Source organism: Aeromonas sp. SCS5 (genome assembly GCF_001887375.1).
Lineage (GTDB): Bacteria > Pseudomonadota > Gammaproteobacteria > Enterobacterales > Aeromonadaceae > Aeromonas > Aeromonas jandaei.
The window spans coordinates 21208-36764 of sequence record NZ_LFCS01000004.1 but is presented as its reverse complement, the minus strand read 5'-3'; the positions used below and the strand labels follow the sequence as shown (position 1 = coordinate 36764).

13 protein-coding genes are annotated in these 15557 nt (G+C 62.3%); 6 read left to right on the top strand and 7 right to left on the bottom strand.

Annotated features, from left to right (window positions below; genetic code table 11):
- Position 1 precedes the first annotated feature (1 nt).
- The 4 genes from folC (at position 2) to BS300_RS05780 (ending at position 3496) form a co-directional block, all read left to right on the top strand.
- Positions 2–1261, top strand: coding sequence for a bifunctional tetrahydrofolate synthase/dihydrofolate synthase (gene folC / locus BS300_RS05795; protein ID WP_071911421.1), 1260 nt, complete (start codon positions 2–4; stop codon positions 1259–1261).
- A gap of 62 nt (positions 1262–1323) precedes the next feature.
- A complete protein-coding gene (gene dedD / locus BS300_RS05790) occupies positions 1324–2124 on the top strand; it encodes a cell division protein DedD (protein ID WP_041209400.1) in 801 nt (266 codons plus the stop codon).
- A gap of 157 nt (positions 2125–2281) precedes the next feature.
- Complete coding sequence (locus BS300_RS05785) at positions 2282–2599, top strand: heavy metal-binding domain-containing protein (protein ID WP_041209401.1); 318 nt, start codon at positions 2282–2284, stop codon at positions 2597–2599.
- A gap of 294 nt (positions 2600–2893) precedes the next feature.
- Positions 2894–3496: a hypothetical protein gene (locus BS300_RS05780; RefSeq protein WP_071911419.1), complete on the top strand. Its 603-nt coding sequence runs from the start codon at positions 2894–2896 to the stop codon at positions 3494–3496.
- A gap of 87 nt (positions 3497–3583) precedes the next feature.
- On the opposite strand, the gene cysG is transcribed toward BS300_RS05780, so the two are convergent.
- The 5 genes from cysG to BS300_RS05755 form a co-directional block, all read right to left on the bottom strand.
- Complete coding sequence (gene cysG / locus BS300_RS05775) at positions 3584–4975, bottom strand: siroheme synthase CysG (protein ID WP_071911417.1); 1392 nt, start codon at positions 4973–4975, stop codon at positions 3584–3586.
- A 172-nt stretch (positions 4976–5147) separates the two neighbouring features.
- A complete protein-coding gene (asrC, locus tag BS300_RS05770) occupies positions 5148–6158 on the bottom strand; it encodes a sulfite reductase subunit C (RefSeq protein ID WP_043849790.1) in 1011 nt (336 codons plus the stop codon).
- An 11-nt stretch (positions 6159–6169) separates the two neighbouring features.
- Positions 6170–7009 (bottom strand): anaerobic sulfite reductase subunit AsrB, encoded by an 840-nt coding sequence (gene asrB, locus BS300_RS05765; protein ID WP_071911415.1) that lies wholly within the window; start codon positions 7007–7009, stop codon positions 6170–6172.
- A gap of 1 nt (position 7010) precedes the next feature.
- Positions 7011–8069 (bottom strand): anaerobic sulfite reductase subunit AsrA, encoded by a 1059-nt coding sequence (gene asrA / locus BS300_RS05760; protein WP_071911413.1) that lies wholly within the window; start codon positions 8067–8069, stop codon positions 7011–7013.
- Positions 8070–8264: 195 nt separating this feature from the next.
- On the bottom strand, positions 8265–9107 hold the full coding sequence (locus tag BS300_RS05755; RefSeq protein WP_071911411.1) for a patatin family protein: 843 nt from the start codon (positions 9105–9107) through the stop codon (positions 8265–8267).
- A 272-nt stretch (positions 9108–9379) separates the two neighbouring features.
- On the opposite strand from BS300_RS05755, the gene BS300_RS05750 reads away from it, so the two are divergent.
- The gene (locus BS300_RS05750; RefSeq protein WP_071911545.1) at positions 9380–10396 is read left to right on the top strand and encodes a S66 peptidase family protein; all 1017 of its coding nucleotides are present in this window, start codon (positions 9380–9382) and stop codon (positions 10394–10396) included.
- Between the two features lie 63 nt (positions 10397–10459).
- On the opposite strand, the gene BS300_RS05745 is transcribed toward BS300_RS05750, so the two are convergent.
- Positions 10460–12715, bottom strand: coding sequence for an alkaline phosphatase family protein (locus BS300_RS05745; RefSeq protein ID WP_071911409.1), 2256 nt, complete (start codon positions 12713–12715; stop codon positions 10460–10462).
- 255 nt (positions 12716–12970) lie between these two features.
- Here BS300_RS05745 and BS300_RS05740 point away from each other — a divergent pair, with 255 nt between their 5' ends.
- Positions 12971–14056 (top strand): hypothetical protein, encoded by a 1086-nt coding sequence (locus BS300_RS05740; protein WP_043849783.1) that lies wholly within the window; start codon positions 12971–12973, stop codon positions 14054–14056.
- Between the two features lie 81 nt (positions 14057–14137).
- Here BS300_RS05740 and lysC read toward each other — a convergent pair whose 3' ends face one another.
- Positions 14138–15490, bottom strand: coding sequence for a lysine-sensitive aspartokinase 3 (lysC, locus tag BS300_RS05735; RefSeq protein ID WP_071911407.1), 1353 nt, complete (start codon positions 15488–15490; stop codon positions 14138–14140).
- Between the last annotated feature and the right edge of the window lie 67 nt (positions 15491–15557).

Here is a 15557-nt window from a genome sequence, read left to right as displayed (position 1 = left end):
GATGAGTTCAAACATGCATCAATCCCAAAGCCGGTCGCTTGTCGACTGGCTTTCTTATTTGGAGCAGATCCATCCGGTCTCTATCGACATGGGGCTGGAGCGGGTCGGCAGGGTTGCCCGCCGCATGGGGCTCACCCGATTGCCGTTCAAGGTGATCACGGTGGCGGGTACCAATGGCAAGGGCTCCAGCTGCGCCATGGCGGCCAGCATTCTGATGGCCGCCGGCTACCAGGTTGGCGTCTACTCTTCGCCCCATCTGCTGCGCTTTACCGAGCGGGTGCGGGTCAACGGTCAGGAGCTGGCCGATAGCGATCACTGCGCCGCCTTTGCCGAAGTGGAAGCGGCGCGCGGCGAGATAGCGCTCACCTTCTTCGAGTTTGCGACCCTGGCAGGTTTATGGCTCTTCTGCCGCGCCGCGCCGGACGTGCTGCTGCTGGAAGTGGGCTTGGGTGGTCGGCTCGATGCCACCAATGTGGTGGAGTCCGATGTGGCCATGATCACCTCCATTGCCCTCGATCACTGCGACTGGCTGGGTGATACCCGCGAGGCGGTGGCGGTGGAGAAAGCCGGGGTGTATCGCGCCGGCAAACCCGCCATCAGCGGCGAGCCCAATCCCCCGGCGACTATCGCCAGCGAGGCGGCGCGTATCGGCGCCAACCTGCGTCAGGTTGGTATCGATTTTCGTGGCGATGAGCACGAGAGCAGCTGGGATTACCACGGTCTTCACCAGTGGTGCGACCTGCCCAAACCGGCGCTGCCGCTGATGAATGCGGTCACCGTGCTGGCGGCGCTGGAATCCCTCGGCTTGCCGTTGCCAGAGTCTGCCATCCGCGACGGGCTTGCCAATGCCCAGTTGGCTGGCCGGATGCAGCAGCTGCAAAGTGCGCCGCTGGTCATCGTCGATGTGGCTCACAATCCCCATTCGGCCGCCTATCTGGCCGCCCAGCTGCACAAGATGCCCTGTGCGGGTGTGCGTCGCGCCGTGGTCGGCATGCTCAAGGACAAGGATATGGCGGGGTCGCTTGCCGAGCTCGACGGTCTGATCGGCGAGTGGTATCTGGCAAGCCTGACCGGCCCGCGTGCGGCAAGTGCGGCCCAGTTGGCACAGGCGCTTGGCTCCGGACAGGGGGCGGCGACGACCTTTGACAGCGTCGAGGCTGCCTATCAGGCTGCCTTGGCCGTATCGAGTCCTGACGATATGGTCATTGTGTTTGGTTCGTTTTACACTGTCGCCGATGTGCTGGCGGGGTTCGCCAGCTAGCCAGCCCCTCTTTGTCGGGGGCGTGCCATGAATTGGATCAAGTAAAGGAAGTAGGAGTCAACTTGGCCTCGAAGTTTCAAAACCGTCTGGTGGGCACCGTTATTCTGGTGGCCCTGGTCGTTATTTTCCTGCCGGACCTGCTGGATGGTCACAAGCTGGCGCAAAAGGAGGAGGCGTTTGCCAAAATTCCGCTGCGTCCCGATCTTGAGCCAGCCAAGCCCGCGTTGCAGGTATCGGCGGCAAGCACGCTGCCGGCCGAGCATCTGGCCAGTCAGCAGCAAGCCTCGGCCGCCCAGCAGTGGCAGGTGGAAGAGGTCGCTGACCCCATGACCCTCGGCAATCAGGGGAGTGCCGCCCAGCAGGCCGGTGCGCAGGTTGCCCAGCAGCCGGTGCAGCAAGCCGCGCCTGCCAAGCCGCAACCCAAGCCGGAAGTGGTCGCCAAGGCGCCGGTTGAACAACCCAAGCCGGCACCAAAACCGGTTCCGACCAAGCCGGTCGAGGTAGCCAAGGCGCCGACTCCTGCGCCAGCCAAACAGCAGGCAGGCCAGATCAAGTCCCTCGATGACCTTATCGAGAGCAAGATGAGCCAGCCGACCACGCCAGCGCCCGCCGCGGCACCGGCGCAGGGGAGCTGGATCCTCCAGCTCGGCGCGTTCAAGAACGTCGACAGCGTCAACGCACTGGTGAGCAAGCTGCGGGCTGCCGGTTACTCGGCCCACACCTCGCCGCGCACGCCGGTGCAGGGACAGATCAACCGGGTCTTTATCGGGCCTGATGTCTCCAAGGCCAAGCTGCAGGGTATCCAGGGACAGATCTCCCAGATGACGGGGCTGAGCGGCTCGGTCGTCGCTTACAATCCCTGATTTTCATTGCACTCGCATCACAACACCGCGCCCGTCGCGGTGTTGTTTTATCTGGCTGTCGCTATTTTTAAGTCCCGCGTCGCAAAGGCCACCACCCGGTTGGGATTTGCGGGGAGTTGGGTTAGTCTGAGCCCTCTGTCACCCATAGGAGTTCAAGATGATCCTCTCGACAACCCCCACTCTGGAAGGCAAGAGCATTCGTGAATACCGCGGCATCGTGGTGGGCGAAGCCATCCTTGGCGCCAATATTTTCAAGGATCTCTTTGCCGGGATCCGCGACATTATCGGCGGCCGCTCCGGCGCCTACGAAAAAGAGCTGGCCCGTGCCCGCGAGATTGCCTTTGATGAGCTCAAGGAGCGCGCCTCTGCGCTGGGGGCCAATGCGGTGGTCGGCATCGATATCGACTACGAGGTGGTGGGGCAGAACGGCAGCATGCTGATGGTCAGCATCAGCGGCACCGCCGTGGTGGTTTGAGATAGCAAGCTCTCCCCCGTGCGCTGAACCCGCGTGTTGACATGACAAGCCGATAACCGGGTTATCGGCTTTTTTGTGCGCGGCGCTTGATAACGGAGATGCCAGATCGGGGGATGATGAAGCTAGTTTTGAAATTAACATATTGATTTTGTTTATTTATAATTTTTCATAACTGGCTGGTGCGGGTTTTATTTTTTTTAACTGGGCCAGCTGTATCGGCTGGACTAGAGTTGTTGCCATCAGGACAACGACTCCTCATGGACGAACACCATATTTTCTTGAAGGCGTATCAAGATGCACAAAAAATCTGCTCTGCTGACTGTTATCACTCTGGCCATCGCTGCTTATGCTGGTAGCGCGGCGGCAACGGTTCCGAACTTTACCGCTGACTGCCCGATGAATATCAAGGTCAAGTCGCAGGATGGCAACGTCTATATCAACGGCAAAAAGGCCTCGCTGAAGACCAATGCACCCAATGCCTACTCTGCCCAGAGCGGCAAGATCATGATCGGTATTAGCGCCGACTCCGCCACCAGCGAGCCGAGCATTGATTACGCCATCAAGCACGATAACCGTGCCAACGGCATCTGCACCGTGCAATCCTGGTCGGCAGGCAAGGCCGCCACATTGCCGATGGCCAAGGGAGATTCCCCTTATCAGGGCAAGTGGGTCGCCAAAAACAGCGGGACTGGCCAGACAGTGGCCGTCATCCGGGTCGATGGCAAGGAGCAGGTGTGGGTCAACGACGTCAAGGTCAAGGCCAAGCGTGCCGATGGGGCGCTGCAGATCCGGCAGGGGATGATCCTCTATACCCTGCAGGGCGACCCGCGGGTGCGCGGTGAAAGCGAGTGGCAGGACAGTGATGCAGGTTCGACCGGTCCTATCTCTTTCGAATAAATCCGTTTCCCCATTCCGATAAAAGCGACGCAGGCCATGGCCTGCGTCGCTTTTTTACTGGTCTACGGAAGGGGGCGCTATGAGCGGTTACACCCCGGCCAGGGTATTAGCTTCGCCGTACCAGTCCAGTTTGTCAGCCAGGGTCACCACCGAGCCGATGATGATCAGGCTCGGGCTCTCCACCTGAGTGGCCAGCAGCGCCAGCTGTTGCAGCTCGCCGCGCACCACCCGCTGTTGCAGGCTGGTGCCCTGTTCCACCAGCGCCACCGGGGTGTGACCGGGCAGGCCGTGAGTCTGCAGCTCGTCCTGAATGCGGCCGGCATGGGCCAGCCCCATGTAGAAGACCAGGGTCTGGCGGGGGGCCGCCAGCGCCGACCACTCCTGCGCGATATTGCCCTCCTTGTCGTGGCCGGTGATGAACTGCACCCGCTGGGCGTGATCTCGGTGGGTGAGGGGAATGCCGCTGTAGGCGGCGCAGCCCGATGCGGCCGTGATGCCCGGCACCACCGAGAAGGGGATGCCCGCCTCGGCCAGAGTCTCCAGCTCCTCGCCGCCTCGGCCAAAGATAAAGGGATCGCCCCCCTTGAGCCTGACCACCTGTTTGCCCAGGCGAGCCTGCTCCAGCAACAGCTGGTTGATCGCCTGCTGGGGCACACAGTGGCGACCCGCCTCCTTGCCGACAAAGATCCGCTCGGCATCCCGGCGCACAAGTGCCAGCACCTCCTGCGAGACCAGCCGGTCATAGACCACCACATCCGCCTGTTGCAGCTGTTGCAGACCGCTCAGGGTAAGCAGCCCCGCATCGCCGGGGCCGGCGCCCACCAGGATGACGCTCCCCTTGCTCTGCAGCGGCTCATCGAGCAGCTCGGCGACGCTCTGCTCGGCAGCCTGCTGCTGGCCGCGCGCCAGCTGGCATGCCAGTCGCTCATGGCTAAAGAGCCGCTCCCAGAAGCGGCGGCGAGCCAGCTTGTCCGGTATGGCCTTGACTCGCTCGCGCAGTTTGCCCGCCAGCGCCGCGAGCTGGCCGATGTGCTGCGGCAACATGGCTTCGAACTTTTCCCGTAGCTGGCGGCTCAGCACCGGCGCCGAACCTGCGCTGGAGATGGCCACCATCAGCGGCGAGCGGTCGATGATGGCGGGCATGATGGCGCTGCAGTGGGCCGGAGAGTCCACCACGTTGCAGAAGATCTGGCGCTGATTCGCTTCGTTGAAAACCTGCTGGTTGACCCCGGGCTGGTTGGTGGCTGCGATCACCAGCCATTTGCCATCGAGCAGCTCGGGGTGAAAGTCGGCGGCGCAGACCGTGAGCAACCCCTGCTCGGCCCAGCTCATCAGCTGGGGCTCGAGATGCGGGGCATTGATGGTGATCTTCGCCTTGGCATCGATTAGCAGGCGCGCCTTGCGCACCGCCACCTCACCGCCACCGACGATAAGTACCGGCTTGTGTTGCAGCTGACAGAAGAGAGGGAGAAAGTCCATAACGGGCTCCGGATACGGGTCCGGCAGCAACGGGCTGCGCAGGACGAAAAGAGGAGAAGGAGTAGAAACACAGTGAAAGGAAAAAGGGGGAAGCGTGATCCACGCCCGGGCCAACGACAGATCCCCACCGGTTGTCGGCCACTATGATCAGCTTCCCCAAACGAGGTTTTTCCTATTGCACCGCTTTGACATGCATGTTGGCGACGTACTGATCTTCGGCCCAGAAGATGCGGTCAGCGACCATGGCTTCCGGATTGAGGGTGACGCCGCGCAGCACCCGCTCCTTGAACTTGTGATAACCGGCCCGATCGATAAGGTGACCCATGTGCAGGTAGATGGGCTTGCCATCCAGCATCTCGGCCTCGAACTCGAACAGGTTCTTGATCACCGCGTGCAGCACCTCTTCGGTCACCCAGTTGAGAAACAGCTTGCCGGTACGGGGGGTCTTCTTGCTGGTGCGCCCCCCCAGCTTGACCATGTAGAGCTGCTTGGGATCCCGCTGCCAGGCGAGGGTCGGGCAGGCCAGCACGCATTCGCCACAGCCGATGCACTTGCTCTCCTCCTTCACCGCCTTGCCATGCTTGATGGCGAGGCAATCGACAGCGTGGTGGCTGCACGCCTTGACGCAGGCACCGCAGCCGATGCAGCGCTCGGCATTGAAGTGGATCTTGGCGATGCCGAGGATGCCGAAGTCGGCCATGTTGGCCTTGGCGCAGTCGTTGGGGCAGCCGGCGATCACCATTTTGAGGTGATAGGGGTTGGGGTAGAGGTGCTTCTCCATCCGCTGGGCCAGCCCGGTGCAGTCGATATTGCCCTTCTGGCAGATGGTGTTGCCCTGACAGGCGACGATGTTGCGTCCGCCGATGCTCTGGTAACCGGCGCGGGTGTCCTCTACCTCGATGCCGCAGGTCTCCACCTCAATCTCCCTGATAAAGGGCTCGAGGGCGGCATTGACCTTGTCCATGTCCTGATACTTGATGCCGGGCATCGCCAGCTTCTGGCGGGTGGTGAGGTGGATCAGGCCGTTGCCATACTGTTCGGCAATCTGCTGGGCCACCGCCAACAGGTGAGCGGGCATGATCCCGCCGGGAATGCGCACGCTGATCATCGCTTCGCCGCGTACCTTGGAGAGGCGGTATTCGTTCTTGGCGCGGGCCTTGATGATGTCGATATCGAGACTCATGGTGTTCTCCCTTAGTCGATCAGATGCTGGGCCTGGTCAAAACGAAAGACCGGTCCATCCACGCAGATATAGGTGTCGCCCATCCGGCAGTGGCCACACTTGCCCACGGCGCAGGCCATGCGGCGTTCGTAATCGACCCAGATGCGATCCTTGGGGATGCCGCGCTCAAGCAGGGCGAGCACCACGAAGCGGATCATGACGGGAGGGCCGACCACGATGGCCTGGATATCCTCGCTATCCGAGAGGTCCAGCTGGTCGATGTAGTCGGTGACTCGGCCGATGCGAAACTGCTCGCTCTCCTCACCCTCATCCAGCGTGACGATGAGATTCTGGCGCTCGGCCCAGAGCGGCATCTCGTGGCGATAGAGCACCGCCTGCTCGTTCTTGAAGCCGAGGATCATGTCGAGGGATTTCACCTGTTCCGGGTGTTTGCTAAAGCGGCGCAGCAGCCCCTTGACCGGGGCGACGCCGGTGCCGCCCGCCACCACGATGAGGTGCTGGTTGCGATAGGCCTCCAGCGGATAGCCGTTGCCGTGGACGCCGCGCATCCACACCTTGTCGCCCACATCGAGGGCAAACAGGGCATCGGTGACCTTGCCGACCTTGCGGATCAGCAGATCCACATAGCCATCGCCATAGTCGGAGACCGAGATGGGCGCCTCGCCGACGGTGGGCAGGGAGATTTCGACAAACTGACCGTAGTGGACATCAAAGTCGCGGGAGACCCGAAAGTTCCACTCCAGCTCGGTGTGACGCTCGATGGCCAGAATGGTGTAGGCCCTGGGCCGCAGGCGGTTTTCGACCACCTCCTGCTGCTGTTCTGCTGTTGCGGTTTGCTGGCACTGGCACATATCAGTTCGCCCCCTGCGCGTGGTCGGCCGCGATGGTCTGTTCGACCACATCGGTCATCTTGTTGATGATGTTGCTAAAGGAGATGTAGTGAGGGCAGCGATCGTCGCAGCGGCCGCAGCCGACGCACATGTGCTCCTCCCCCTGACGAGCCTTGTAGTCGTTGACCTTGTGCAGGGCGCGATAACGCAGGCGTTCGCCATGCTTGGCGCGAAAACCGTGGCCACCGGCCATGTCGCTGAAGCCATCCACCATGCAGCTGGCCCACTGGCGACGGCGTTCACCCTGCTTGGGGTTTTCCGCATAGGTGAGGTCGTGCACGCTGTAGCAGCTGCAGGTCGGGCAGGAGGTGGTGCAGCGGCCGCAGCCGATGCAGCGGCTGTCATACTCGGCCCAGACCGGATGGGCGGTGAGGATCTGGCGGATCCGCTGGGGGTTGTCACAGACGCTGTCCGGGGTGCGCACCTTGATCGGGTTGCTCTGGACAAATTCCGGGGTGAAGTCGTCGGATTCACCCAGTTCGGTAAAGTAGCCGAGCAGATCGGGATCCTTCACCTCGATTCGGGCACTCTCATCGCTCAGACGAATGGCGGCGGCGTAGTCCCGGGTCTCATTGCTGCCCATGGAGACGCAGAAGCAGTTCTCGAAGCTCTCGCGGCACTCCAGCAGCACCAGCTTGAGCTTGCTGCGCAGCCGGGCGTAGTAGACGTCGCTGTTCTGGCCGTTCTTGAGATAGACCTGATCCAGCCTGCGCAGGGCGTGGATATCGCAGCTGCGCAAGAACAGCAGGGTGGGCTTGGCCTCCACCTTCGATTCGCGCAGCTCCAGATTGTCGAAGTGGAACAGGGTCTGGGTGATGGGGAGCACCACCTCTTTCGGGGAGAAGTGGGACTTCTCCTGCCACACCAGTTCGGCCGGATGGCGGATGCTGTGGTAGGTGACGTTGTCGGTGTCGGAGAAGCGACCGCCCCGATATTCGGCCGCAGGGGCCATGATCCGGTAATCGGGTAACAGCCGCTCGAACAGCTGCGCCAGCGCGGGCTGGGTGAGAAGAAACGACATAAATAAACACCTTGTCTTGGGGTGACATGCCTTGGCATTGCAAGGGGCTGTCTGTCCCGGTATTGACTAGCCGGGAGAGCTGGGCTGCTCTCGCCGCGGTCCGGTTTATGACTCATCTTGTTCAACTGACCCGATGGTTATTGTGTTGGCGGCGCGTGCGTCGCGGCAGGTCGGGTCATGCCTGTAAAGCTGTTATCAATTGAGCAGGGCGGCCTGATAGCCGGCGCACTTGCCCATCACGTATCCCATCTCCAGCTTGTTGATATCGCGGGTAAAACGGGACACCGGGAAGTAGTCGGCCGGGGCGATCACCTCGATCTGGCAATCAGCGGGCGGATTGGCGATGAAATCGAGCGCCTCGTTGTAGCTGCGATCTCGCTGCTCCAGCGCCTGTGCCAGCGCGGGGTGAGTCTTGAGCAGGGTGCGGATCATCCAGGGGAAGGGCATCGGCTTGAGCCGGTAGCCCAGCGGCTCGGAGAGGATCACCGTCATCTGGCGGGCGCCGCGGCGGTAGGCCTCGATCACCGGGATGGAGTCGGCGACGCCGCCATCGGTCATCGGCACCCCGTGCACCTCGGGATATTCGCGAGAGGCTAGGGGAATGGCGCAGCTGGCGGGCAGCACCTCATCCATGTTCTCCGGCTTGACCCGGATGTACTCCGCCTTGCCGGTCAGGGCATTGGTCACCACCGCATAGAAGGGGATGCCGCTCTCCCGATAGCGATGGATATCGAGGGGGTATTTGCGGCAGCTGGTATGCCAGAGCCAGTGGATATCCACCAGATTGCCCCCTTTGGCAAAGCGCAGCGGGTCGAGAAACTCCGGGGTGCAGGCCAGCTCGGTCAGGATGTCGTGGCTGCGGCCATGCTGGCTGGCGAGATAGGCCAACAGGTTGGTCGCGCCGGCAGAGACGCCGATGGCGAAGTCGAAGGGGCGGTAGTCACGTTCGATAAACGCATCCAGCACGCCGCTGGCAAATATGCCGCGCATGGCGCCACCTTCAACAACCAGAGCTGTGGGGGATGCGGTTCTGTTCATGACGAGGTCCTCATTGAAATCGGCGTCGCAAGAGTGTCGGTCGGCGGCAAGCTTCAGGCTTGCCCGGGCGACCATTCTGGCTGCCAGCCGGGGCTGGCTATCGCAATGAGGTCATTCTAGGAGCGCGGTTTTGTTTAGAATATCTGTTAATAATGAATTAAGCGTTTTGTATTTCTAAACGCTGGCGAGCCAACCGTTGTGCCAACAGGGGCTATCAGAGATAGTCAGAGCCTCTGATTTCACGGTTTGATGAGCCCCGGGAGATGTGCCTGATGACAAGACTCCTTGCCCCGCCAATCCAGCGCGGCGACACCATCGCTTTTTTCTCCCCCTCCAGCGCGGCAACCGCCTGGGCGCCCACCCGTTTTGCCCGTGCAAAGGCCTTTCTCGAAGGGCAGGGCTTCCGGCTCAAGGCGGGCTGCCTCACCGGTCAGCAGGATCACTGGCGCTCCGGCTCCATCGCCGCGCGGGCCGAGGAGCTCAACGCCCTTATCCGTGACCCCGAGGTGCGCTGCATCATGTCGGTGATTGGCGGCAGCAACTCCAACTCCCTGCTCCCTTATCTCGATTTTGCTGCGCTGAAACGGGATCCCAAGATCATCGTCGGCTACTCCGATGTGACGGCGCTGCTGCTCGGCATCCATGCCCAGACTGGTTTGGTCACCTTTTATGGCCCGGCGCTGGTGGCCTCGTTCGGCGAGTTGCCGCCGCTGGTGGAGGAGACGCTGGCCAGTTTTTTACAGATTGTGCTGGCCGATGAGGCTAGCGTCCCCTGCACGTTGTCCACTCCGGCAAAGTGGAGCGATGAACGGCTCGATTGGGAAAATCAGACCCGGGCCAAGCAGTGCCAACCCAACCGGCTGATCTCGGTGGGGACAGGGCGGGTAGCGGGGCGGCTGATGGGCGGCAACCTCAATACCATGGCGAGGATCTGGGGCTCCCCCTATATGCCGGCCATCGATCGCGGCGACATTCTGCTGCTGGAGGACAGCCTGAAATCTGCCGAGACGCTGGAGCGCTCTTTTGCCCATCTCAAGCTGTGCGGGGTGTTTGAGCGGATCGGGGCCCTTATCCTCGGCAAGCACGAGCTGTTCAACGATCAGGGCAGCGGCAAGCGCCCGCTCGATATCCTGCTGGAGGTGGTGGGGGAGCCGCACTTCCCCATTCTGGCGGAGTTTGACTGCGCCCATACCCACCCCATGCTGACGTTGCCGCTGGGCGTCGAGGCGGAGCTGGATCTCGACCGCCAGCAGCTTACCTTGCTGGAGCCTTGGTGGCAGAGCATCTGACGTAGCGAAGGAAGCAGACAAGGCCGCTGATGCGGCCTTGTCTGTTGTTGGGGGATGGGATTGTCAGGGCAGGGCATCGGCCCGGAAGCTGGCACGGATCTGCGGCACCAGTGGCGAGACGTCGAATCCCTTCTCCTCGCCCAGCACCGGATGGAGCAGGGGGCCGTCGCTGATGGGGGTGAGGTTGCCGGCCAGCAGCTGGCGAGTAGCTTGCCCCATCTGGTAGAGCTGACGCACCGGCGCAAACTGGGTCGCCAGATTGAGGGGGTCATCGGCTCGGGTGAAGGCCATCATGGGGATCTGGTAGGTGGCATCGCGCGCCGGTTTGTCGCCGTGAATGCCTTTGCCGGCCGACATCAGGAAGGGCTGGTGATCGCCAAAGGCGATGACCAGATAGCGCTTGCCCGACTGATCGAGACTCTTGAGCAGCCGCTCCAGCGAGGCCATGGCATCCACCACCCCGGTGTAGTAGGTGTTGAGCAGCTGTCTGTCACTCTCGCTCTCGTTCGGGCAGGCGCCGCTGCGCTCCTGTGCCTGATAGCGGGGGCCATCGAAGGGGCCATGGCCCTGCATGGTGACCGCATAGGCAAACAGCGGTTTGTCATCCTGTTCGCTGCGTTTGAGCAGGTGATCGACGAGGGCATCGTCCGAGATATAGAGCCCCTTGTGCTCGAGGGTGGAAAAACGGCTGTCGAACCAGCGCTCCTGATAGCCAAGCGCCGGGATCGCCTTGGCGCGGCCCCAGAACTTCTCCACATAGGGGTGGACGAAGAGGGTCTGGTAGCCACTCTGGTTGGCACTCTGGGCCAGCCCCGGCACCTGATCAGAAAGGTAGTAGTAAGGCACCACACCCTGCTTGAGCAGCCCCACCGGCAGGCCGGTGTTCATCTCGAACTCCGCCAGTACCGTCATGCCGCCGGTAGTGGGGGAGTGGATGGTCTTGTGCCACTGCTGGATGGTGGTGGGCAGGTTCAGGGTGGGCGCGGGGGCGCAGAGCCGCCCCTGCCAGTCGAGCATCAGCGACTCATATTGCAGCACGATCACCAGATCCCAGCGCGGCGCAGCCCCCTGCGGCGATTGGCTCAGCTGGGGGGTGAATTCGTTGATCTGCAGCGGGTAGCGAAACACGCTGCCCTGCTCCAGCATCTCGTCCACCAGATTGAACAGATAGAGGCCGGGGCCGGAGCGGATGATGTCCCTGTGGTAGTTGACCGCCCGATCCACGTAGCGCACGTTGGCCCCCAGCAGCTTGTTGCTGGTCTGGGTGGCAAAGACGCAAAGGGCAAAGAAGGCCACGGTGGCGGCGGCGGTGCGCAGGATCCAGCGGGAGAGGGCAAAGCGCCAGCAGAGGAAGAGCACCATAGCGCCACCGAGCAGCGGCACGACGGGGTGCTGATCCTGCAGGATCCGCAGCAGCGCCATCAGGTTGCCGAGATCATCGCCGCCGAGCGGCACGCCATAGATGGCGATCTTCATGAAGTTGGCCAGCAGCCCTATGCCGGAGAGCGCGGTAAAGACCAGCCCCATGTAGAGGTTGAATCCGGCCAGCGCGCAGAGGCTCCAGCCCAGCACCATGCTGCCCCAGGCGAGGTAGTAGTGCTCCGGGCGAAAGCCTGACCAGAGCAGAAATTCCCCCAGTTTGAACACCACGAAGCCGTGCAGCAGCACGAAGGTGAGGTTGCCGAGCAGCAGGCTGCCGATGATGCGCCAGCGCAGACTGCGGCGCAGCCTTGGCAGCACCGCCTTCAGCACAGCGGCGCTCAGCGCCAGTACCAGCGTCAGGCTCACCATCAGATAGGTGAGGTTGAAGCCCTGCTCCGGCAGGGTCTGCAGGATCTGGCTGAAGTCGCCGCTCTCGGGGCGGTCGGCCAGCAGCAGGCCGATCCGCAGCTGGTAACGGCTGGACAGCGCATCGTCGGGGGCGCGCAAGGTGCTGTTGAGATCCAGGGTGCAGCGGCGTTGGCGACATACTTGAAGCTTCTCCACCGGCTGGCTCAGCTCGTCGATCCGCTCCCCCTTGTCGTTGAGCAGCTCCACTCGCACCTTGTCTCCCGGCTGGAGCGGCCCTCGCAGTTGCCACTGGCTGCGCACCACCAGATAGAGGCCACGGCTGTCGCTCTTGTAGAGCAGGGCGTGGCGGGTGAGGGTGGCCAGCGGGTTGTCGGCGGGCCCCAGCACCAGCGGTTGGGCACGGCCAAGCCAGCTGCCGGGATTGATGAGGGGCAGCAGCAGGGTGACGATGAGCAGGCCACCGAGCAGGGTCAGCAGCAGGCGGGAGAGGCTCAGGGCGCGGCGACGGCCTGAGAAGGGACGATTCATATCAGCTCATCCTTTGAGCAAGTGAGAGAGATGCAGATCATCTGCATACTATTTGACCCGATGGTGCGTGGCCGGTTCATGGATGTCAATTTAATGACCACCTGATGAATTTTTGGTTGCACTTCGGCCCTGCATATTGTGATCCCGATCGAGAGGTTGTCCGGAATATGTGATGAAAGCGTCATCATGAACGTTTGCTGCTGGTCTGCGAGAGAGGTGCTGTTTAGTCTCTCAGTAGCGACAGGAGGTACATGTATGAATCCCAAGGTGATGGCACGGCAAGCCAGATTGCTGCGTATGCTCGAGAGCAAGGAGGAGATCCGGATCGGGCGCGAACGTGACTGTCCGCTTCCCGTGGCGCAGCTGGTCAAACTCAAGGATTCCCATCCGTCGGTGATCAAGGTCTATCGTCACGGTCTTACCGCCGAGGTGTTTCATCTCAAGATCGATGGCCATCACTGGTGCCTGAAGCGGCGCCGCAACGATTCGCTGGTCGCCAACCTCGATGGCAAGACCGCTTTCCTCACCGAACTGGAGCGGCGGCGCGAAATCGAAGCGCTGCGCGAGTTGCATCCCACCGTGCTCTCCCACGTGGTCTGTACCAGCTTTGGTTCGGCCCGCGCCGGCATTCTGGTCTCGCCCTGGCTGCGGGGTGTGCCGGTGCATCAGCTCAACGAGCGCAATCTGGCGCAGATGCTGGAGGTGCAGGGGGAGCTGGCCCGCTGGGGCTGGTTCGACTGGGACCCTAGCCCGGGCAACCTGCTCGATGACGGCGAACATATCAGCGTGTTCGACTTTGGTTACATGTGGCCCTTCGATCCTCGCTTCGAATACAACTCCAACGGGCTGGTCGACCCGCAATTTCATGTGCCGGAGCGGCTGGAGACCCGCACCCTCTCCGGGCTCTGGCTCGATGAGGCCGATCCCTTGCCGCAGTTCCGCTACTGGCGCGAGCTCTGTCTGAAATGGGTGAAACGGGAGATCCACCACCTGATACGGGAAGGCGCCAGCGCACCCGTGCTGGCCCGGTTGCAGAGCCTGCAAGGGGAGTGGAGTGCCGCGCTGGCAAGCGACGAGGCGCTCGCTGCCAACTGGTGGCGGGATATGTATCGCAGCCACCGGCTCGATGTGGCCGACGATCTCAGTGGCCGCAGCTGCAGCCCGCTCACCCTGCGTCGTCTCGACTGGCTGGAGCAGGCGGTGACCGACCACTACGAGCAGCTGGTCGACAATCTCTCCAGCGAAGAGCTAGGGCTGGGCCAGAGCGAGCTGCTGGCCAGATTGCAGCGCCAGCGCCGCGAAGTGATGGCGTGCCAGTTGCCGGTGACCACCTGTGCCTGAGCCAACACCTCAGCGAAACAGAAATGAAAAGGGCACCTTGCGGGTGCCCTTTTGCATGGTCGGATTTGCCAGCCGTGAGGGTTAGTCCAGCAACTCCTGATGGAGGCGGTTGACGATCTGGCCCGCTTCGCCCTCTTTGACCAGGAAGCAGAGGTTGTGAGCGCTGGCGCCATAGCAGATCATCCGGATGTTGTGATCGCGCAGGGCATCGAATACCCGGCTACCCACCCCGTTGACCTCGCTCATCCGGTTGCCGATCAAGGCCACCAGAGCCAGCTCGTTCTCCACCTCGACTTTGCAGAGCTGGCTGAGTTCAGCCAGCACCTTGTCGCTGAGCACAGGTTCGCCATTGCTCTGGCTGCCGGTGTGATCCAGGGTGAGCGACACGCTCACCTCCGAGGTGGTGATGAGGTCTACCGAGATGCGATGACGGGCCAGAATGCCGAACACCTCGGCCAGAAAGCCATAGGCATGGAACATGTTGAGGCTGTGCAGGGTGACCAACACCTGCTGGCGACGCAGGGCCACGGCGCGAAACAGCGGGCTGGTGTCCGTGGTGGAGCGGATCCAGGTTCCCCCTGCCTGCGGCTCCCTGCTTGAGCCGACAAAGACCGGAATGTTCTGGCGCACCGCCGGTTGCAATGTGGCCGGGTGGAGCACCTTGGCGCCGAAGGTGGCCATCTCTGCCGCCTCGACAAAGCTGATTTCGGGAATGGGGCGGGCCCGGGTGACGAGGCGCGGATCCGTGGTGTAGATGCCGGGTACATCGGTCCAGATCTCGATACTGGTGGCATCGAGCGCCTCGGCGAGTAGGGCCGCGCTGTAGTCGGAGCCGCCACGGCCAAGCGTCGTCGTGCGGCCATCGCCATCGGAACCGATAAAGCCCTGGGTGATGACGAGGGTGTCCCCGAGCACCGGGCCCAGCGTCTGCTGGCAGAGATCGCGAGTCGCGTTCAGGTCGACGGTGGCCTTGCCAAAGCGGCTGTCGGTGCGCATCAGCTGGCGTACATCCTGCCAGTGGGCATTGACGCCGCGCTGGCGCAGCAACTCGGTAAAGAGGCGGGTCGACATCAGTTCGCCGCAGGCGATGAGGCGATCAGCCAGTTCGGCATCGGTCTGCTGGCTGGCCTGCTGCGCCATGGTGCGGATCTCGCCGAGCTGATCGTGGATCAGGGCCGTCACCTCGGCGGGGTGGCCAAGGTCGGCCAGAATGGCCTGCTGAATGTCGGCCAGCCTGGCCAGCTGGGCTTCGCGGCCCGCGTCGTCCAGCTCACCCTGAGCCAGTGCCACCAGCAGATTGGTGACGCCGGCGCTGGCGCTCAGCACCACGATGCGGGTGGCGGGATTGGCCAGCACGATATCGGCGCAGTTGTTCATGGCCGCGGCGTTGGCGACACTGGTTCCGCCAAACTTGGCGACATTGATCGGGCTCATTGCTTACTCCTGTCTTAATTTAAAAATCCGGATCCATCGGGCAAAAAAGAGAGGAGGAGGCTGAAAA